This is a genomic window from Lactobacillus sp. PV034, from assembly GCF_014522305.1.
Lineage (GTDB): Bacteria > Bacillota > Bacilli > Lactobacillales > Lactobacillaceae > Lactobacillus.
In genome coordinates, this window is the sequence record NZ_CP041982.1 from 1475012 (window position 1) to 1493666 (window position 18655).

Annotated in this window: 20 protein-coding genes and 1 pseudogene; 17 read left to right on the plus strand and 4 right to left on the minus strand. The window is 34.6% G+C overall.

The genetic code is table 11. From position 1 onward, the window contains the following. Window positions 1–117: 117 nt before the first annotated feature. Together FP432_RS07470 and FP432_RS07475 are read left to right on the plus strand one after the other, a co-directional pair. Window positions 118–880 (plus strand): annotated as a pseudogene (locus FP432_RS07470) (nucleoside phosphorylase). 109 nt (window positions 881–989) lie between these two features. Continuing rightward, on the plus strand, window positions 990–1880 hold the full coding sequence (locus FP432_RS07475; RefSeq protein ID WP_265488688.1) for an NmrA family NAD(P)-binding protein: 891 nt from the start codon (window positions 990–992) through the stop codon (window positions 1878–1880). 36 nt (window positions 1881–1916) lie between these two features. On the opposite strand, the gene FP432_RS07480 is transcribed toward FP432_RS07475, so the two are convergent. Continuing rightward, window positions 1917–2501, minus strand: coding sequence for a DJ-1 family glyoxalase III (locus FP432_RS07480; protein WP_265488689.1), 585 nt, complete (start codon window positions 2499–2501; stop codon window positions 1917–1919). 49 nt (window positions 2502–2550) lie between these two features. Next, window positions 2551–3174 (minus strand): hypothetical protein, encoded by a 624-nt coding sequence (locus FP432_RS07485; RefSeq protein WP_265488690.1) that lies wholly within the window; start codon window positions 3172–3174, stop codon window positions 2551–2553. 156 nt (window positions 3175–3330) lie between these two features. On the opposite strand from FP432_RS07485, the gene FP432_RS07490 reads away from it, so the two are divergent. The 6 genes from FP432_RS07490 (at window position 3331) to FP432_RS07515 (ending at window position 7176) form a co-directional block, all read left to right on the plus strand. After that, window positions 3331–4020: a histidine phosphatase family protein gene (locus FP432_RS07490; RefSeq protein WP_265488691.1), complete on the plus strand. Its 690-nt coding sequence runs from the start codon at window positions 3331–3333 to the stop codon at window positions 4018–4020. A 75-nt stretch (window positions 4021–4095) separates the two neighbouring features. Next, window positions 4096–4980 carry a cation diffusion facilitator family transporter gene (locus tag FP432_RS07495; protein WP_265488692.1) on the plus strand — a complete coding sequence of 295 codons (885 nt, stop codon included), beginning with the start codon at window positions 4096–4098 and terminating at the stop codon, window positions 4978–4980. A gap of 31 nt (window positions 4981–5011) precedes the next feature. Beyond that, a complete protein-coding gene (locus tag FP432_RS07500) occupies window positions 5012–5203 on the plus strand; it encodes a hypothetical protein (protein ID WP_265488693.1) in 192 nt (63 codons plus the stop codon). Between the two features lie 15 nt (window positions 5204–5218). Continuing rightward, on the plus strand, window positions 5219–5428 hold the full coding sequence (locus FP432_RS07505; RefSeq protein ID WP_265488695.1) for a hypothetical protein: 210 nt from the start codon (window positions 5219–5221) through the stop codon (window positions 5426–5428). A gap of 9 nt (window positions 5429–5437) precedes the next feature. Then, a complete protein-coding gene (locus tag FP432_RS07510) occupies window positions 5438–6115 on the plus strand; it encodes a 2,3-bisphosphoglycerate-dependent phosphoglycerate mutase (RefSeq protein ID WP_265488696.1) in 678 nt (225 codons plus the stop codon). Between the two features lie 125 nt (window positions 6116–6240). Next, the gene (locus FP432_RS07515; protein WP_265488698.1) at window positions 6241–7176 is read left to right on the plus strand and encodes an AAA family ATPase; all 936 of its coding nucleotides are present in this window, start codon (window positions 6241–6243) and stop codon (window positions 7174–7176) included. Window positions 7177–7226: 50 nt separating this feature from the next. Here FP432_RS07515 and pepC read toward each other — a convergent pair whose 3' ends face one another. Beyond that, a complete protein-coding gene (gene pepC / locus FP432_RS07520; protein ID WP_265488699.1) occupies window positions 7227–8576 on the minus strand; it encodes an aminopeptidase C in 1350 nt (449 codons plus the stop codon). A gap of 188 nt (window positions 8577–8764) precedes the next feature. Here pepC and FP432_RS07525 point away from each other — a divergent pair, with 188 nt between their 5' ends. The 9 genes from FP432_RS07525 to FP432_RS07565 all read left to right on the plus strand — a co-directional run bounded on the left by FP432_RS07525 (window position 8765) and on the right by FP432_RS07565 (window position 17421). Next, on the plus strand, window positions 8765–9307 hold the full coding sequence (locus FP432_RS07525; protein WP_265488700.1) for a dUTP diphosphatase: 543 nt from the start codon (window positions 8765–8767) through the stop codon (window positions 9305–9307). 14 nt (window positions 9308–9321) lie between these two features. Continuing rightward, window positions 9322–10701, plus strand: coding sequence for a DNA repair protein RadA (gene radA, locus FP432_RS07530; protein ID WP_265488701.1), 1380 nt, complete (start codon window positions 9322–9324; stop codon window positions 10699–10701). Between the two features lie 72 nt (window positions 10702–10773). After that, on the plus strand, window positions 10774–12273 hold the full coding sequence (gltX, locus tag FP432_RS07535; protein WP_265488702.1) for a glutamate--tRNA ligase: 1500 nt from the start codon (window positions 10774–10776) through the stop codon (window positions 12271–12273). A 92-nt stretch (window positions 12274–12365) separates the two neighbouring features. Beyond that, on the plus strand, window positions 12366–13784 hold the full coding sequence (gene cysS / locus FP432_RS07540; protein WP_265488703.1) for a cysteine--tRNA ligase: 1419 nt from the start codon (window positions 12366–12368) through the stop codon (window positions 13782–13784). Further along, window positions 13777–14220 carry a Mini-ribonuclease 3 gene (locus FP432_RS07545; protein ID WP_265488704.1) on the plus strand — a complete coding sequence of 148 codons (444 nt, stop codon included), beginning with the start codon at window positions 13777–13779 and terminating at the stop codon, window positions 14218–14220. Before cysS ends, FP432_RS07545 begins: the two co-directional genes overlap by 8 nt. Beyond that, on the plus strand, window positions 14207–14959 hold the full coding sequence (gene rlmB, locus FP432_RS07550) for a 23S rRNA (guanosine(2251)-2'-O)-methyltransferase RlmB (protein WP_265488705.1): 753 nt from the start codon (window positions 14207–14209) through the stop codon (window positions 14957–14959). The genes FP432_RS07545 and rlmB overlap by 14 nt, the downstream gene beginning before the upstream one ends. Before the next feature lie 151 nt (window positions 14960–15110). Next, entirely contained in the window at window positions 15111–15665 is a 555-nt protein-coding gene (locus tag FP432_RS07555) for a sigma-70 family RNA polymerase sigma factor (protein WP_265488706.1), read from the plus strand. 43 nt (window positions 15666–15708) lie between these two features. After that, a complete protein-coding gene (locus FP432_RS07560; RefSeq protein ID WP_265488707.1) occupies window positions 15709–15921 on the plus strand; it encodes a hypothetical protein in 213 nt (70 codons plus the stop codon). Window positions 15922–15930: 9 nt separating this feature from the next. Continuing rightward, the gene (locus FP432_RS07565) at window positions 15931–17421 is read left to right on the plus strand and encodes a gluconokinase (protein ID WP_265488708.1); all 1491 of its coding nucleotides are present in this window, start codon (window positions 15931–15933) and stop codon (window positions 17419–17421) included. A gap of 36 nt (window positions 17422–17457) precedes the next feature. Here FP432_RS07565 and FP432_RS07570 read toward each other — a convergent pair whose 3' ends face one another. Beyond that, on the minus strand, window positions 17458–18612 hold the full coding sequence (locus FP432_RS07570) for a glycerate kinase (RefSeq protein WP_265488709.1): 1155 nt from the start codon (window positions 18610–18612) through the stop codon (window positions 17458–17460). Window positions 18613–18655 lie beyond the last annotated feature (43 nt).

Consider the following 18655-nt stretch of genomic DNA (forward strand, 5'->3'; position numbering starts at 1 on the left):
AGAAAAGTGGATAAAACTTCACTCTAAATTCGATCAATTAAGTCTTTGAGTATTATTGTAATTAAAAAAATATTAAAGTATAATAATTTTAATTTAAAAAAGGGGAGAGTAAGTATCATGATAGAGGAAAATTTTATTTTAGATTTTGATAATAATAAACATGCTGTAATAGAACCAAATCATGATAGACTACCTTTTAAATTTCATGAAAGGTTATTATATGCATTTGTCCCTAAAGACAATATAGACACTTTTTTTAGAGAATAGGCCTTATAAAATATTAGGGAAATTTGATAGTATATCATTTCAACTAAATATTTATGAAATTGAAATAAATAATGAGAAATTAACTCTCTGTCAAGCTCCATTAGGTGCCCCAGCTGCAACTCAGTTATTAGATTGGCTGATTGCATATGGTATCAAAAGTATACTGGCTTTCGGTAATGCTGGCGCTTTAGTAGATTTACCAGAAAATGAGATGGTTTTACCTATCAAGGCAATTAGAGGTGAAGGTACATCATTTTATTATCAAGAACCAAGTAATTTCATTGATATGAAATCATCTTATTTAAGTGAAATTGAAAAAGTAATTACAAGTATGAACTTAGATTATAGAGAAGGAATTACATGGACAACTGATGGTTTCTTTAGAGAAACAGCAAAAAGGGTTAAACAATTTCAAGCGATAGGAGCAGACACAGTAGAAATGGAATGTGCAGCATTAGCAGCGTGTGCTAAGTTTAGAAAAATTAATTTTGCTCAAATTTTATTTACTGGTGATACATTAGCTAACATTACAAATTATGACGAAAGAAATTGGGGCTTAGAATCTCATAGTTTAGGGTTGGAGATTTGTTCGAAAATTTTGAGTAAAATCTAATTAGAATTATGGATTAAAACCTTTTTTCTCTAATCTTCAGAATATCAATTAATATCATTAATTTTTCATCTAGGGTATAATTGTTATGCACGTTAAAGAGGTGAAAATAATGAAATACTTAATTACCGGTGCAACTGGAAATCTTGGACGTCGAGTAACTGAATGGTTGGCAACATTTACAGCGCCGGAAAATATTAAGGCTGGTGTGCATAATCCAGCTCATGGAAAATTCTTAGATAAATTATCTGTGGAAAAAGTAAAAATAGATTATCAACAAAGAGACACCTTGAAGAATGCTTTTAAAGGAATTGATTTGGTTATCTATATTCCAAGTAAGACTTATAAATTAAATGATCGCATCGCTGAGTTTGAAAATGTTTTGGCAGCTGCCAAAGAGAACAAATCTTCTCTTATTTTTGTAAGTTTCTTTGCAGATCAAGAAAATAATCCGTTTGTCATGTCCCCATTTTATGCTTATGTGCCGCGTCGCTTAGCGGGGGCAGGAATCAAGTACACAATTGTAAAAAATACTTTGTATGCCGATCCCTTAGTACCGTATTTATCTGAATTAATTCAGCGACACCATGTAATCTATCCTGTAGGAGCTCAGCCTTTATCTTTTATTACTCAAAATGATAGTGCACATGCAATTGCCAAGCTTGCAGTAGAGCCTGAATTTCGTGATCAAGGACAAACTTATTTGTTAAGTATGGAGCATAATTTTAATATGGTGGAATTAAGCTATATTATGCAAAATGTCACTGAAAAGACTATTACTTATCAGCCAGTTAGTTTAGAAAAATTTGCCCAAATTTATGCGGCTGAAGGTGATGGCTCAGAACTATCATCAATGTATGCGGGAGGAGCAATGGGACTATTAAAAGCTACTTCCGATGATTTTCATCGCATAACTGGTCGTGAGCCGGAAGATATGGAACATTTCTTACGCAACGGTTATCAAATTTCTAAATTAAGTTCTTTCGAGAAAGAACAATTATAAAAAAAGAAGTTAGCTCATGGAGCTAACTTCTTTTTCTTATAAGCTATCTTTAATATTCTTTGCAAGATAGTCGTATAACATAGCTTTTTCTAGTTGACTTGGGTCAATTCCCAAGGCTCTGGCAATCGCATAACTATATGCCCAAGCAGTAGCAGGACCACGGCTTGTAATTACCTTGTGTTCTTCGTCAGTAATAGTAATGTCTTCGCTAAATTTAGCACTTGGACATTCTTCCTGAATTTCATCTTGAAAACCTGGGTAACAAGTATAATTAGTATCTTTTAAGATACCATATCTACCTAAAGCAATTGGTGCAGCACACATTGCAGCATCCCACTTACCTTCTTCATGGCGTTTAACCATAATATCTTTTAACTTATCATCATCGCGTAAGTTGTGGGCACCAACAGTTCCACCAGGAAATGCTACAAGATCGTAATCTAATAAAGAATCATCCACAACTTTATCACAAGTAATCTTAATATTATGAGCACCCATAATACCTTTTTTATCAAGTCCCACCATATCACATTGGACGTTTAAACGGCGAATTACGTCGACAACACTCAGACCTTCAACTTCTTCACAGCCATCTGCAAAGACTACAGCAACTTTAGTCATAATTGTCTCCTTTCAATTACATTTACTATTTATATTCTAACGCATCAATTTAGTTTAGATAAAAAAGACAATCGGCAAATTTCTTAACATGAAGAGTAGGATGGGGCGTAATAGGGACTTTTCGTCCAGTATTTATCCACATAGAATCCACAGCTTCATCATTTGCCTGTTGAATTTCCTCATTTAAATTGGTCCCAATAATTAAGGTCTCTTTTGAATCCCAATTATTGCTAGTGATAATTTGTCTAAAACTACTATCACCAGCCAGAGAAGCTGTTGGAAGCTTTAAAGTTAATTTAGAATTGTTTAGACGAGACGCAATAATCTCATTGGGCAAAAAACTTGTGATAACCAAATTAGTGGCTTCTGTAAGCTGAGATAAATCTTCTTGAATATTTTTAGTTAAACGCGTTTGGTGGATAAGTTGTTGATAAAATTCACTCTTACTTTGATCTAGCTCTATTTCTGGTAGTAAAGCTGTTAAGAGGAGCTGATGTCTTTGTGTCCGTTTTTCGTTTAAGTAACGCTCAAAAAGTTGGTTAAAAAGTTCCTTTTTTTCATCAAAATTATCTATATTAAAGTTTTTAAAAGTATTCTTTAAAGCAGCTCTTTCAGTAATTTTTTCATTAAAAATAATTCCTTCAGGAATTAAAATGATATTCTTATAGGTCATGATTAACCTCCCAATAAATTTTCTCATAAAATTATCGAAATTGCGTAATAAGATATGTTAGGGATGCTTTTAGCTGTAATAAATGTTGAAAATATTACTTAGTTTGATATGATTTATCTAATTAAAATACATATGATAAGTGAGAGGAGTGATAAATTGACAACTGAAGTTTATTTAGTAAGACACGGGGAAACAATGTTTAATCAATTAAATAAAGTCCAGGGATGGTCCGATTCTCCGTTATCGTTAAAGGGCATAAATGATTTGAAAGTTACTGCTAGAAATTTAGCTCAGGTTCACTTTGACAAAATGTATAGTTCCGATTTAAAACGTGCAATTGATACCGCACATTTAATTCAGGATAATAATAAAGTCTCAGTTCCTAGTAAAATGAAAAAACTTCCAGCTTTTCGAGAAGTATTTTTTGGGTCATTTGAAGGGGACGATATTGATCGAACTTGGGAAAAAGTTGCCGTAGCTGGTGGAATGAAACCAGAAAAAAATGTCGATAAAATTATTGAAACTTTAGGTTTTGACAAATTTAGGGATGCGACCAAAAAAGCTGATCCCCGTCACCTAGCAGAAAATAGCCAAGAATTAAATGAACGTATGAAGCAAGCAGTAGAGCAACTGGCTAAAGAAACTAAAGGGTTAAATAGAGTTTTAGTAGTATCTCACGGTGATTTTATCAAAAGTTTAGGTCTTGTCTACTGGGAAAAGGCAGCAGTAAAGGACATCATTCCTTTTCCAGGAAATGGTAGTGTAACTCGGGCGGTTATTGATGATGAAGGTCAATTTAAAATTGTTGATTATAACATTCAAAGTAAAGATTTAAATAATTTATAAATATCTTCTCTAATAGAGAAGATATTTTTCTTTTTGACTATGGTAAACTACTAGTGGAAAAGGGAGAGCAAGTTTATGCATGATAAAACGTCAGTTAAGTTTATTTGGGTAATGATTCTAAATTTTTTAATAACGATTGCTGAATTTTTAGGTGGGATTTTTTCCGGCTCCCTCGCTTTATTATCTGATGCTTTGCATAATTTAGGTGATACAGGAGCAATTGTTTTATCCTTTTTTGCACATTTGATTAGTAAGAAAAGTAAAGATCATATCAAAACTTTTGGGTATGAACGTGCTGAAACTTTAGCAGCATTCACCAATGGGGTAATTTTAGTAGTAATATCTTTCTTTTTAATTATTGAAGCAATTGAGCGCTTTTTAAAGCCAGAGCCAATTAAGGGAAACATTATGTTAATTGTGGCGATTATTGGACTAATTGCGAATCTAATCTCAATGTTTGCAATGCACAATGATTCTAAAGCCAATTTAAATGTTAAATCAACTTTCATTCATATGTTATCTGATGCCTTATCAAGTATTGTAGTGGTTATTGGAGCAATTTTTATTAAAATTTGGCATTGGGAATGGCTTGATCCAACTTTAACTATCTTGGTATCGATTTTTATTTTGTATGAAGCCTTTAAAATCATAAAAAGTGCGGCTAACGTTTTGATGGAATCTAATCCAAGCATCGATTTAGATCAGGTCAAAGCAATTATGTTAACGATTCCCGAGATTGCAAATGTTCACCATGTTCATTTATGGCGTTATTCAGATCAATTAATTATGTTAGATGCGCACATTAATGTTTGTTCAAATTTAGAAATTGAGGAGTTAGAAAAACTCTATAATGAAATAGAAGATAAATTAAGTCCTTTAGGTATTAACCATATTACGCTACAAGCTGAATGCAATCGTGGTTTAAAAGAAAAAATGATTGATACCAGTCAGAGTGATTAACACTTTTATTTGAAGCAAGGAGAAATTAAAAATGAAAACGACATTTTGGACAGCTTTAATTGTATTACTCGTTGGGCTTTGGGACATTCAACTTGCTGTTAAAAGATGGCCAAAGAAAAATCAAGAAAGCCAAGATGGGTCAGCTACTCGAGGATATATTGCGTTTTTGATTTTAGGAATAATTTTCGTGATTACTGGAGTTGTACTATTTTTTGTTAAGTAATTAGGAGAGGAAAGAATGAGAGTAAATATCTGGACTTCGATAATTCTAATTATTGTTGGGCTCTATGACCTAGCTATTGTTTTTAATCGACGCCAGCAATTAAGCAAGGATTATGTTGGACAATCAAAAACTTTAAAACATCAAAGATGGAATTTAATTGGTTTTTTAGTTGTGGGGATAGTCTTATTGTTAGCGGGAATTATCATATTGTTTGTACGTAAGTAGGTGAAGATAATGGCAAAACTTGTTTTGATTCGCCATGGAGAGAGTACAGCTAATCGCGATAATATTTATACTGGGTGGAATGATGTACCGTTAAGTCCAAAAGGAATTGAACAAGCAAAAGCAGCTGGCTTAAAAGTTGCTAAAATTCCTAATTTTGTACCAACCCATATTCATACTTCAGTTTTATCACGTGCAATTATGACAGCCTATATCGTGGCTGATATTTGTGATTTTTTGTATCTCCCTATTACTAAGACTTGGCGCCTAAATGAACGCCATTATGGCGCTCTTAGAGGGATGAATAAGGACGTTTCGCGAAAAATATATGGTAAGGAGCAAGTTCTTGAATGGCGCAGAGGATTCGATAGTGTGCCACCATTGTTAGAAAGACCAGTTCAAGATCGTAGATATGCAAAGTACGATATGCACTTAATGCCTCGTGGTGAAAGTCTTCATCAAACTCAGCAGCGTTTAATGCCATATTTTGAGGAAAAGATAGCTCCCGAATTATTGGCAGGACATGATCAATTAGTAGTTGCACACGGCTCTAGCTTGCGGGCACTAATCAAAAAGTTAGAAAACATTTCAGATAAGGATATTGTCAAGTTGGAAGTTCCAAATGCTGAACCGATTGTTTATACATTTGATCAGGATTTAAAGATTACAAATAAAGAAATTTTAAGCTAAGAAATAAGTATCTAAGCTTTACTCTCAATATTTCTACAGCAAACTCTATTTATTTTTAAAGCATATTTATGGTAGAATTTTTAACGAGTATATTTAAATAGAGAGATTTTAGTTTGGAGAAATAAATGCGTAAAATTTTCTTACTTAGAGGTGCGCCTGGCTGCGGAAAATCCTCGTTTATTGCGCGTCATCACTTACAACCTTACGCTATTTCCCGTGATTCAGTTCGGCTCTTATTAGCTGACTTAACAGTCTATTACGACAAGAAAACTAAATCACTTCATGAAGTTGTGCCTCGGTATGTGACCGAACAGACAGAAAAAATGGTTGATGATTTAGTTGAACATAAAATGAAACATGGTGAAACTGTCATTGTTGATGGAACCCATATTGTTCCTGAAAAAATTGAACATTTTAAACCTTGGGTTGATAAGTATCGGTATGAACTTTTTGTAGTAGATTTGATGCAAAATACTACTTTAGATGGACTTTTGAAGCGCAACCAGACGCGGATGCACTATGATTGGGTAAAACCAACTGTGATTAAAAAGATGTATGAGGACTATGAATCTCACCCTGAGGTCCCCGATTGGGCTTATCGAATCTTGCCCCATGAAATAGATCGTGCCTTGAGTCAAAAAGAAAAGAATTTAGATCGGTTTTCACATGTGATTTGTGTCCCAGACAAAGTAAAACCTGAAGACTTCCCACATGTGCATATTTCCAATTTCTACTTTTCTTTTAATGATGAATTTAATCAGAAGTATGGATCTTATCATAATGTAATTTCTTTAGGTAAAACTAAAGAAGAGGTTGTTAAAGGTTTTAAGTTACCATTCTTTGTTTTTAAATTTCACCATAAGCATTTTTTAATTTCAGCTTATCCAATTAGGAATGAAATGCTTGACCCCATTAGAAAAGTAAAGGGAGTATGGTATTACTCTACTGGATTATTTAATGTGGGTGATTTTGTCCAAGAATTTCCTGAAAATGAACATCCCCATGTTCATCAATTTAACTTAAGTAAAATTGATTCAACACGATTACTACATATTTGGTAAAAGAAAAAACGACTTAAAAGTCGCTTTTTTTCTTTACTAAAATTATTTAATTAATCATCAAAAGCTAAAGCACCCATTGGATCCCATGGTAATAATTCAATTGGGTTTTCTTTTCCTTCTTCATAAGCCTGCTTCAAATCTTCAGGAAGGTATTTCTTGTTGATAACAGCTTGGTAAACAAAGTTATCAAACCATGAATCACTCATAACAAAGTAACCCTTGAATCCAGGTTTTTCACCCCAAGAGTTTTCGATCTTCCACTTAGTAGGCTTGCCATCAACGATATCAACACCAGTGATAACCATGGCGTGATCCATCATACTTTCACCTGAATCTAGCATTTGTGCTTTAGTCATAGTGAAGTCAGTATCGAATAATTGATCACGGCGATAAAGATTAGTATCAAGTAAGCCAGCTTGACGGTCTGAATCTTTAACTACATTAGAACCAAACCAAACAACTTCACCATCTTTAAGTTGCTTAATAATTAAGTCTTTCATCTCATCAACTGGAAGATTTAAGTGACGTACTTGGCGACCACCTTCAATATTTCCCAAGTATTCAACTGAGAATACCTTGTGGAATGGTTTGTCAGCAGTTGGTGCATTAATGGTTGAAATATGATTTTCTAAATCAAGGTCAACGTATTTTTTGTAAAATTCTTTTGGAGTTAAATCTTTGTCAATATGATAATTCTTATTATCATCACGATATTCAAAGTTAAATTTCTTAGGTGGCACACCAAGAGAAATAGCTAAGATACGGTAAACATCATTAAGCATTTCATTTTTACGTGCTCGAATTTCATCATCGGATTTACCATCGTTAATCATTTGACGTAACTCTAGGCCATCTTTGCGAAGTAAAGTGTTTAAAGTATCATTTAAAGCACTTGAATTAGTAGCATTAGCAGTTTCTGGGTAAACACTCTTAGGTACAATACCATACTTTTCAATAATGCCGCATAGCATGTCCCATTGACCACCATCTTGTTGTGGGGTAGCAAATAGAAATGCCACTTTACGGTCACCAAGTGGCTTATCAGCACTGGAAATTACATTTTCAAAGAACCAATTTGATTTTTCAAACTTATCCCAAAAGTTAGTATAGTTTTGAGATAATTCAAAGTCTTTTAATTTGTATTCTTTTTGAAGTGGATGACGCATAGTATTTAATGCGGAGAACATCCAGCAACGACCTGATTGCTTTTGATCAGCTGGCTTACCAGTTTCAATTTCAATTGAAAAGGTTGGATCAAGGTCAATTTTAGTTTCTAAATTTTCACTAGCCTTGTAGATACCATTTGTTTGTGCTGCATGAGATGCAACATTAACTACGGGATGCTTAGCTAAATCATTTTGATAGTTTTCAATATCAGCTTGAGAAATTTCTTTTGCCATAGAAATTTACCTCCTATAAGTAAAATTAAGAATATATTAAATTATTTATAATCTATCTTAACATTATTTAGAAAAAGAAAACATAGCTAACAGATAATTATTAAATCTGCGTAATAAATAATAGATGGTCATTTTTAATGCCGGTTTTAGGGTAAAATAGAAGCAAGGTTATTAATAAGGAGAAAGCTATGCGGACGCGAGGATTTGAAGTAGTTTCAAAATATAAAGATAAAAATATTAACTTACCTCAACGTCAAACAATTGCAAGTGCAGGTTATGATTTTGAGGCAGCTGAAGATATTACAATTCCATCAATCTGGTGTTTAGATTTTGTCAGAATTTACCGTTTGATTAGAAATGGACATGAACTAAATGAATTAGATTTAGAAAGAGCTGAAAAAATATTAAAGCCGATTTTAGTTCCTACGGGAATAAAAGCCTATATGCCAGAAGATGAAGTGTTAATTTTAGCTAATCGTTCTTCAAATACCTTTAAGCATAATATTTCTCTTCCTAATGGGATTGGCGTAGTTGATAGTGATTACTATAATAATGAAAAAAATGAAGGAGAACTATTTTTCCAATTTATTAATTATGGGGTACGTCCACGAAAAATAAAAAAAGGTGATCGCATCGGACAAGGGATATTTATGAAATATCTTAAAGCTGATGATGACCAGCCAGTTCAGAAAAAGCGAATTGGAGGATTTGGTTCTTCAGGAATTAATTAGAGAAAGGAGCAGCGATGGCAAAGGTTAAAACACGCTATAAATGCCGTAATTGTGGCTATATTTCAGCGTCTTATTTAGGACGTTGTCCTAATTGTGGTGCTTGGAATCAATTCGAAAAGGAAACTGAACAAGTAAAGACAGTTTCAACAAAAGCAACTGCTTCACGTTTAATGACAAGTACCGGTAGTAATGAACCAGTTAATTTAAAAAATATTAAGACCCATAAAGAAGAAAGATTGGTTACACCATTTGAAGAACTAAATCGTGTGTTGGGTGGCGGAATAGTTCCTGGATCGTTAGTCCTAATTGGAGGAGACCCAGGTATCGGAAAATCCACTTTAATGTTGCAGATTTCTAGTGCGCTGGCAAAGGATAATAAAGTTCTTTATGTTTCTGGGGAAGAATCGGCTAATCAAATTAAGCTACGGGCTGATCGCTTGCATGTTGGAGAGAGTGGTATTTTACTTTATCCAGAAACAAATATGGAAAATATCCGCCAACAAATTGACGATCTTAAACCTGATTTTTTAGTAATTGATTCAATCCAAACCATGAATGAACCATCATTAGATTCTATGGTGGGATCAGCTTCTCAAGTACGTGAAGTAACTAGTGAACTTATGAAAATTGCCAAAAATGATCAAATTACTGTTTTTGTGATTGGACATGTCACTAAAGAAGGTTCAATTGCAGGACCAAAGATTCTGGAACATATGGTTGACACTGTGCTTTACTTTGAGGGTGATAGTAATCATTCTTACCGGATGTTACGTTCCGTAAAGAATCGCTTTGGAGCGGCAAATGAAATTGGAATGTTTGAAATGAAAACTGAGGGCTTATCAGAAGTAACTAATCCTTCGGCGATCTTTTTAGATGAACGTTTACCTAATTCTACCGGATCAGCAGTCGTTGTTTCTTTAGAAGGAACACGACCAATTTTAGCGGATATTCAAGCTTTAGTAACTCCAACAGCATTTGGTTATGCTAAAAGAACTACTTCAGGGTTAGATTATAACCGAGTTGCACTTTTATTGGCTGTCTTAGAAAAGCGGGGCAATTTAATGTTGCAGAATCAAGATGCTTTTTTGACTGCAACTGGTGGAATTAAATTAAATGAGCCAGCTGTTGATTTGGCAATTGCAATGGCAGTTGCTTCAAGTTACAAGAATAAAGAAATTGCGGCTACTGATTGTTTTGTAGGAGAATTAGGATTAACTGGGGAAGTAAGAAAGGTTAATCAAATTGAAGCAAGAGTAAATGAAGCTGCAAAAGTTGGTTTTAAGAGAATTTTTGTTCCAAAACATAATATGACTAATAAATTAAAAGCTAATGACAAGATTGAAGTAATTGGAGTAGCAAGTTTACCCCAAACTTTAAAGTTAGTTTTCGGATAGAATTGAACTTTTTACCAGTAAAAGTTAAACTTAAATAGGTAAATTTTAGAATTTTGAAAGAGGCGCTTAATTTTGGCTAAACAAAAAATTCGTGTTCGTTACGCACCAAGTCCAACAGGACACTTGCATATCGGTAATGCACGTACAGCATTATTTAATTACTTATTTGCCCGTCATAATAAGGGTAAGATGATTCTTCGTATTGAAGATACTGACCAAAAACGTAACGTTGAAGGTGGTTCTAAGTCTCAAATGGAAAACCTTCATTGGCTTGGAATTGACTGGGATGAAGGTCCTGATGTTGGTGGGGATTATGGTCCTTACCGTCAATCTGAGAGAAAAGATATTTATAATAAATATATTCAACAATTAATTGATGAAGGTAAAGCTTACTATTCATATAAGACTGAAGAAGAGCTTGAAGCTCAACGTGAAGAACAACGTGCGATGGGTGTTGCTCCTCACTACACTTACGAATATGAAGGTATGACTGCTGATGAAATTAAACAAGCTCAAGCAGATGCAGAAGCAAAGGGTCTTAAACCAGTTGTAAGAATTCATATTCCAGAAATGAGAACCTATGCTTGGGATGATATGGTTAAAGGCAAGGTTTCCTTTGAATCTGATACTATCGGTGGCGATTTTGTTATTCAAAAACGTGATGGGATGCCAACATACAACTTTGCGGTAGTAGTTGATGACCATTTAATGGAAATTACTCACGTTTTACGTGGTGATGACCACGTTGCTAATACTCCTAAGCAATTAGTAGTATATGAAGCACTTGGCTGGGAACCACCTAAGTTTGGTCATATGACTTTGATTATTAATTCCGAAACTGGTAAAAAGCTTTCTAAACGTGACGAATCAGTTCTTCAATTTATTGAACAATATCGTGATCTTGGTTACTTACCAGATGCAATGTTTAACTTCATCACTTTACTTGGTTGGTCACCAGTTGGTGAAAGTGAGATTTTCTCACAAAGAGAATTAATTAAGGCTTTTGATCCTGCTCGTTTATCAAAATCACCTGCTGCTTTTGACCAAAAGAAACTTGAATGGATCAATAACCAATACGTAAAAAAGGCTGATCGTGATCAATTATTAGATTTAGCTTTGAATAACTTACAAGAAGCTGGCTTAGTTGACAAAGAAATTAGTCCTGAAAAGATGGAATGGATCCGTCAACTTGTAAATATCTATGCAGTTCAAATGTCATATACTCAACAAATTGTTGATCTTTCTAAGATTTTCTTTGAGGAAGAACCTGAACTTTCAGAAGAAGAAATCGAAGAACTTAAGAAAGATGATGCTCGTCCAGTAATTGAAGAATTTAAGAAACAATTAGACAGTATTCCACGTTTTACTGCAGTTCAAGTGATGAACGCCATTCAAGCAACTAGACGTGAAACTGGAGTTAAGGGTAGAAAGTTATTTATGCCAATCAGAATTGCTTCAACCCGTTCAATGGTTGGACCAGGTGTTGGTGAAGCAATCGAATTATTGGGTAAAGAAAAGACTATGAAACATATTGATTTAACTTTAAAGCAATTAAGTGAACTTGGGCTTTAAAACAATTTCGATTTAAAAGTAAAGCTACGCGAAAGCGTAGCTTTTTTTTGTTAGAATAGAGCTAATGAGTAATTTAGAAAAGAGGGATCTGTGTGAAAGTTTTTAACACTTTAACCCGTAAAAAAGAGGAATTTAAACCACTTGAAGCTAAGAAAGTTAGCATGTATGTTTGTGGCCCAACCGTCTATAACTACATCCATATCGGTAATGCTAGAAGTGTCATTGCTTTTGATACGATTAGACGCTATTTTGAGTATCGGGGATATGAAGTAAAGTATATTTCTAATTTCACAGATGTCGATGACAAAATGATTAATGAAGCTAGAAGGGAAAAGATTACTGTTCCTGAATTAGCGGATAAATTTATTACAGCTTATGAAGAAGATACGGCAGCTTTAAATATTAAACCAGCCACTTTTCATCCACGTGCAACTCACGAAATAAAGGACATTATTGCTTTTGTTGCAGAATTAATTAATAAGGGATATGCCTATGAAGTAAATGGCAATGTGTACTATCGTGCTAAAAAGTTTGCTGATTATGGGAAATTAAGTGATCAAAATATTGCTGAACTTGAAGAAGGTGCTTCAAGCCATATTGATAGTAAAGAGCAAGAAGAAAAAGAAGATCCAATTGATTTTGCTTTATGGAAAGCACAAAAAGAAACTGATGAAATAGCCTGGGATTCACCCTGGGGAAAAGGGCGCCCTGGTTGGCATATTGAATGTTCAGTAATGAGTACTAAATATTTAGGTGCTACCTTTGATATTCATGGTGGTGGACAAGATTTAGAGTTCCCACATCACGAAAATGAAATTGCTCAAAGTGAAGCAGAAACTGGCCAAAAGTTTGTTAATTATTGGCTCCATAATGGTTTCGTAACAGTCGGGAAAAATCAGGAAAAGATGTCAAAGTCCTTACATAATTTTGTTACGGTTCATGACATTCTGAAAGTAGTTGATCCCCAGGTTTTACGTTTTTACATGTCGAGTGTTCAGTATCGTCGTCCCATCAATTACTCTGAAGATGGCTTGAAGCAAGCGCAGACAGTATTAGAACGTTATAAGAATACATTACGTTTGACTAAAGACCGTTTAGCTGAAGATAGTTTAACGATTACAGATGATGAATTTAGAGCCGATCTTGAGCAAGCAAAGGCAGAATTTATTGAAGCTATGGATGATGACTTTAATGTACAAAATGCATTGAGTGTAGTCTATGAGTTGGTTTCAAAAGCTAATAGTCATCTGCAAGAAGATCAAATTGATCGTAGTGCTATTACTAACTTCAAAGAATTATTAACTGACTGGTTAAGTATTTTTGGAGTAGATTTGGACAAACCTCAAGCAAATTCAGATGATGAACAAGAGATTGAAGCATTAATTGCTAAAAGAGATGAAGCTCGTAAAAATAAAGATTGGGCAGCTAGTGATCAAATTCGTGACCAATTAAAAGATATGGGAATCATTGTTGAAGATAGTCCTCAAGGAACGAGGTGGCACCGTGCTTAAGCCAAAAGTATTAAAAGAAAAAAAGCAAAATCCTAATGGCTTAGGGCCTTTAACATTAGCCTACTTAGGTGATGGCGTATACGAGGTCTATATTAGACGACACTTAGTTAAAGGTGGAATCGTTAAACCGCAAATGTTACAAAGATATGCAACGCACTATGTTTCTGCTAAAGCACAAGCATCTTTAATTACTAAAATGAAAGATTTAAAGATGTTAAGTGAAGAAGAATTAGCGGCATTTCAACGTGGTCGTAACGCTAAAAGTCACACCCATGCCAAGAATACTTCGATTAATACTTACAAATTATCTACTGGCTTTGAAGCAATGTTTGGTTACCTTGATTTATTAGGAGAGACTAAACGAATTGAGGAATTAGTAGTTTGGTGTATTGAACAAGTAGAAAATGGAGGACTTGAAAATTATGAATTCAAATAATGATTTTGTTTTTGGACGTCATGCCGGCCTGGATTTCTTAAAAACTCAAGACGCCGAAAAAATTAATAAAGTATTTTTACAAAATGGGGTACGAGAAGATTTTGCTAATCAAGTTTATCAATTAGCTCGCAAAAAGCACCTTATTGTCCAAAATGTGCCTAAAAACAAGTTAGATCAACTTACTGACAATGGTAATCACCAAGGCTTAGTCTTAGCAGTTTCTTCTTTTGAATATGCAATTTTTGAAGATTTACTAGATAAATTTGATGCTGAAGGTAAAGAACCCTTTTTATTAATGCTTGATTCAATTGAAGATCCACACAATCTGGGGTCAATTTTACGTACCTGCGATGCAACAGGGGTAGATGGCGTTATTATTCCTCAAAGAAGAGCAAGTGGTTTAACTTCTGTTGTAGCTAAGACTTCCACTGGAGCTATTGATTATGTACCAGTAGCTCGTGTTAATAATTTAGTTCAAACAACCAAGTTACTCAAAAAACGTGGCTATTGGATTTTTGGTACAGCAATGGAAGGTCAAGACTATCGTCAGTGGAACGCACAAGGAAAAACAGTTTTAGTAATTGGTAATGAAGGAAAGGGCATTTCCCCATTACTTCTAAAACAAATGGATCAAACTTTAACTATTCCAATGATAGGTCATGTTCAATCATTAAATGCAAGTGTTGCAACTGGTGTTTTACTATATCAGATGTTTTCTAGTAGACATGGTGGAAAATAATATTTCCCTGGAAATTATAAAAGGTACAGTTAATTTAAGCTGTACCTTTTATTAGTTAGAAAAAAACATTGATGTATCTATTAAACAATTGTTCGCTATGTTCGCAATATTAGCTCCTTTATTATTAGAGAAAAAAATAAAGGAGTCTTTTATGGAAAAAAAGAATGAATATGATCTAATTATAGGTGTGAAAAATAAGAATGATGAAGACTTAAGAGAATTAATGCAGCGTTACATGCCTTTAGTTAATAGTATTAAGAAGCGCTATTATATTAGACATTATGACAGTGATGATTGGGATCAAGATGCGATGATGATTTGTTATGAAACTTGTTGCTTATTTGATTTTAAATTGAATAAATCTTTTGGAGCTTTTTATAAAACCAAGCTGTCTAATCATGCGCGTTCACTTTTACGCTATGAATTGGCAAAGAGACGTGAGCCATATCGCAAAGCAATTTCTTATGAGGTGGCTACTACTAATGGCATGGTCAATGAAGAGAGCCGAGAATTAAGTATCACACCAGAAAGAGAAATTTATCAAAAGTACCTTACAAATTTGAGTAAACTAGAATTAATTGCAACTTTATTTTTATTAGGGATGATGACCCAAAAACAAGCCTGTAGTCTTGCACAGTGTTCCTACATGCAACTACTGCAGGCTAAAGGCCGCTGCAAGAAAAAACTGACTCAAGAATTAAAATAAAGAGGGAATTAAGATAAAATAATTGATGTGAGGAGGAAAGTAAATGACTAAAATTGATAATTTATCTTGGTTAGATAATCAAATGACAGAAATTTTCTCATGGAGCGATGATGAAAGCTCAGTAAGAGAGTTTTTATGGAAATATTATTTAGAACAAGCTGGAAATGATACCGTTAGAGCAGAAGGTTTGATGCTTAACTTGCTCAATCAGGGCGATGAAAAGATAAAACAGGTAATTGAAGAAATAAAAAAATAGGCTTTTAAAATGAAAGAAGTTATTGGAATCGATATTGGAACAACTGCTTCTAAAGGCGTACTTTATGATGAAGCAGGTAATCAATTAGCCCAATTAAGTCAAGCTTATCCTTTAATTCAAGATCATGTTGATCAGGCAGAAGAAGATCCCAAGGTGATTTTTGCAGCTGTTCAACACATATTGTTTGAATTGGCTAAGATTGCTAAGCGTAAAGGGACTTTAGCGGCTATTTCTTGGTCTGCTCAAATGCATAGCTTAATCGGTTTAAATGAAAATTTTGAGCCTCTCTCCAATAGCTTTACTTGGGCAGATAATCGAGCACAGAATTATGTTGCTAATAATAATCAAATTTACTTAAAGACGGGATTACCAAATCATCCGATGGGGCCAATCTATAAGTTGCGCTGGTTAAAACAAAAAAATCCCCAACTTTACCAGCAAGTAAAATATTGGGTTGGAATTAAAGAATACATTATTGCTCGTTTAACAGGTCAATTAAAAGAAGATATGACCTTGGCGGCGGGTACGGGACTTTTAAATATGCATACCTTAAGTTGGGATGCTGACCTACTGAAAAGTCTTACACTTAAACCGGATCAACTCCCTGATTTAGCAATGCCAGATGAGATAGCTGGATACTTGACTCCGGAATATAGTCAAAAGCTAGGAATTGGAACAGAGGTACCGATTATTATGGGTGCAAGCGATGGCTACTTATCTACGATCGGTGTTGGGGTGCTTGATCACAACGAATTTGCTTTAAATGTTGGAACTTCTGGTGCTGTAAGGACATTGGTGCCCCAACCTCTAACAGATAAAAATGGTAAATTTTTTAGTTATGCATCACCCAATAAGCAATATTTAATAGGTGGGCCGGTAAATAATGGTGGAATTGTGTTTGCTTGGGCTAAAAATACTTTGTTTGGTCCGAATGCAGCTGCAGAAGATTATTTAGCGGCGGCTGAAACAGTTCCAGCGGGAAGTAATGGCTTATTATTTCATCCATATCTGGGTGGTGAAAGAGCTCCAATTTGGAATCCTGCTGCACGTGGATCTTTTATAGGTTTGACTAGGAATCATACTCAGCCACAAATGGCTCGTAGTGTCTTAGAAGGGATTGTTTATAATTTAGCTGGTGTTGGGCAAACATTGCGTGAACAGGTTGGTCAACCAGATACTTTAAGAATTACGGGTGGCTTTGTGAAAAGTGAATTAATTAGGCAAATGCTAGCTGATGTATTTGAATTACCAGTTCAAACAATGAAGCAAGAACAAGGTGGAAGTATTGGAGCATTTTTCTTAGCTGGATTAGCTTTAGGCTGGTTTCATGATTTTGCTGACATCAAAGAGTTTGCCCAGCCAGATAAGACATATTATCCGAAGGCTCAAAATGTACATATTTACCAAGAACTTTTACAGCTTTATCGCGAAATTGAAAAAGATTTAGAACCTACTTATTTACAATTAGCCAAATGGCAAGAGAATCATCCACAAAAGTAATAAACAAAAAGACAGCTCACTACATGAGCTGTCTTTTTAGTTTTGTGAAAAATGATAAGACTTTAACAATCTAGCAATATTCTCTGACAAAATTTTAATATCATTGCTGCTATCTTTCATGGCTTGGGCGAGGTCTTTAGCACCTGATTCAGTCGCAAAGATTGCATCGATTTTGTCATCACCATATAATTGATCGATTCCTGCCCCAATATTTCCTGTTAAGCAAATTACTGAACAATCAGGTGCTATTTTCTTAGCTAGTTGGGCTACTCCAAAAGGAGTTTTGCCGTATTGCGTTTGAAAATCTGTTCCACCTTCACCCGTAAATACTAGATTTGCAGCTTTAACTTTTTGAGCAAAATTGGTTTCTTTAAGAACCAAATCAATCCCTGAATGAAGTTGGGCACCAGCAAAGGCCATTAAGCCGAAGGCCAAGCCACCAGCTGCACCTGCGCCTGGTATATTTGCTAAATCTAAATGAAGATCCTTTTTTACGATTGCCGCAAAATGCTGGAGATTTTGATCAAGTATTTTAACCATTTCAGGGGTAGCACCTTTTTGCGGGCCGAAGACTGCTGAAGCACCATTTTTACCAGTTAAAGGATTTTTTACATCACTGGCAAGAATAATTTTGACATTTTTCAGACGTGGATCTAAGTCTGTAATATCAATATGATCAAGGTCGTTAAGGTGGCCGCCACCAAAAGGAATTTCATTGCCAAAACGATCGAGGAGTTTGGCTCCGAGTGCTTGTGCCATCCCTGCGCCACCATCGTTAGTAGCACTACCACCTAGGCCAATTATTATTTTTTTGACATCTTGATCCAAAGCAGCTTTGATTAATTGACCACTCCCAAAAGTAGTAGCAATTAAAGGATTAGCTGTTTCAGCAGTGATATATTGAATTCCACTGGCCTGCGCCATTTCAATTACTGCGGTATCTTGATTTTCGAGTAAACCGTATTTTGCTTCTACAAGATAATTAAGTGGGGAACGAACTGAAGTAGTTAAAATTTTTCCTTCATTTGCACTTACAAGTGTTTCCATGGTGCCTTCACCACCATCAGCCATTGGGATTAATTCATAATCAGCTGCTGGAAAGATTGGTTTGATTCCAGCATAAATAGCTTGACTAACTTCTTTTGCTGTTAAAGATCCTTTAAAAGAATCGGGTGCAATTACAATCTTCATAATAAACCTCTTTTCTTATTAGCTATTTTAAAACAAATTCAAA

Bases quoted from the DNA above. Each gene is read 5' to 3' on its own strand.
- FP432_RS07505 (WP_265488695.1), top strand. From the start codon at position 5,219: ATGAGAGTAAATATCTGGACTTCGATAATTCTAATTATTGTTGGGCTC.
- FP432_RS07475 (WP_265488688.1), top strand. From the start codon at position 990: ATGAAATACTTAATTACCGGTGCAACTGGAAATCTTGGACGTCGAGTA.
- FP432_RS07525 (WP_265488700.1), top strand. From the start codon at position 8,765: ATGCGGACGCGAGGATTTGAAGTAGTTTCAAAATATAAAGATAAAAAT.
- FP432_RS07565 (WP_265488708.1), top strand. From the start codon at position 15,931: ATGAAAGAAGTTATTGGAATCGATATTGGAACAACTGCTTCTAAAGGC.
- FP432_RS07495 (WP_265488692.1), top strand. From the start codon at position 4,096: ATGCATGATAAAACGTCAGTTAAGTTTATTTGGGTAATGATTCTAAAT.
- radA (WP_265488701.1), top strand. From the start codon at position 9,322: ATGGCAAAGGTTAAAACACGCTATAAATGCCGTAATTGTGGCTATATT.
- FP432_RS07560 (WP_265488707.1), top strand. From the start codon at position 15,709: ATGACTAAAATTGATAATTTATCTTGGTTAGATAATCAAATGACAGAA.
- pepC (WP_265488699.1), bottom strand. From the start codon at position 8,576: ATGGCAAAAGAAATTTCTCAAGCTGATATTGAAAACTATCAAAATGAT.
- FP432_RS07500 (WP_265488693.1), top strand. From the start codon at position 5,012: ATGAAAACGACATTTTGGACAGCTTTAATTGTATTACTCGTTGGGCTT.
- FP432_RS07555 (WP_265488706.1), top strand. From the start codon at position 15,111: ATGGAAAAAAAGAATGAATATGATCTAATTATAGGTGTGAAAAATAAG.
- FP432_RS07570 (WP_265488709.1), bottom strand. From the start codon at position 18,612: ATGAAGATTGTAATTGCACCCGATTCTTTTAAAGGATCTTTAACAGCA.
- FP432_RS07515 (WP_265488698.1), top strand. From the start codon at position 6,241: ATGCGTAAAATTTTCTTACTTAGAGGTGCGCCTGGCTGCGGAAAATCC.
- FP432_RS07485 (WP_265488690.1), bottom strand. From the start codon at position 3,174: ATGACCTATAAGAATATCATTTTAATTCCTGAAGGAATTATTTTTAAT.
- FP432_RS07510 (WP_265488696.1), top strand. From the start codon at position 5,438: ATGGCAAAACTTGTTTTGATTCGCCATGGAGAGAGTACAGCTAATCGC.
- FP432_RS07480 (WP_265488689.1), bottom strand. From the start codon at position 2,501: ATGACTAAAGTTGCTGTAGTCTTTGCAGATGGCTGTGAAGAAGTTGAA.
- rlmB (WP_265488705.1), top strand. From the start codon at position 14,207: ATGAATTCAAATAATGATTTTGTTTTTGGACGTCATGCCGGCCTGGAT.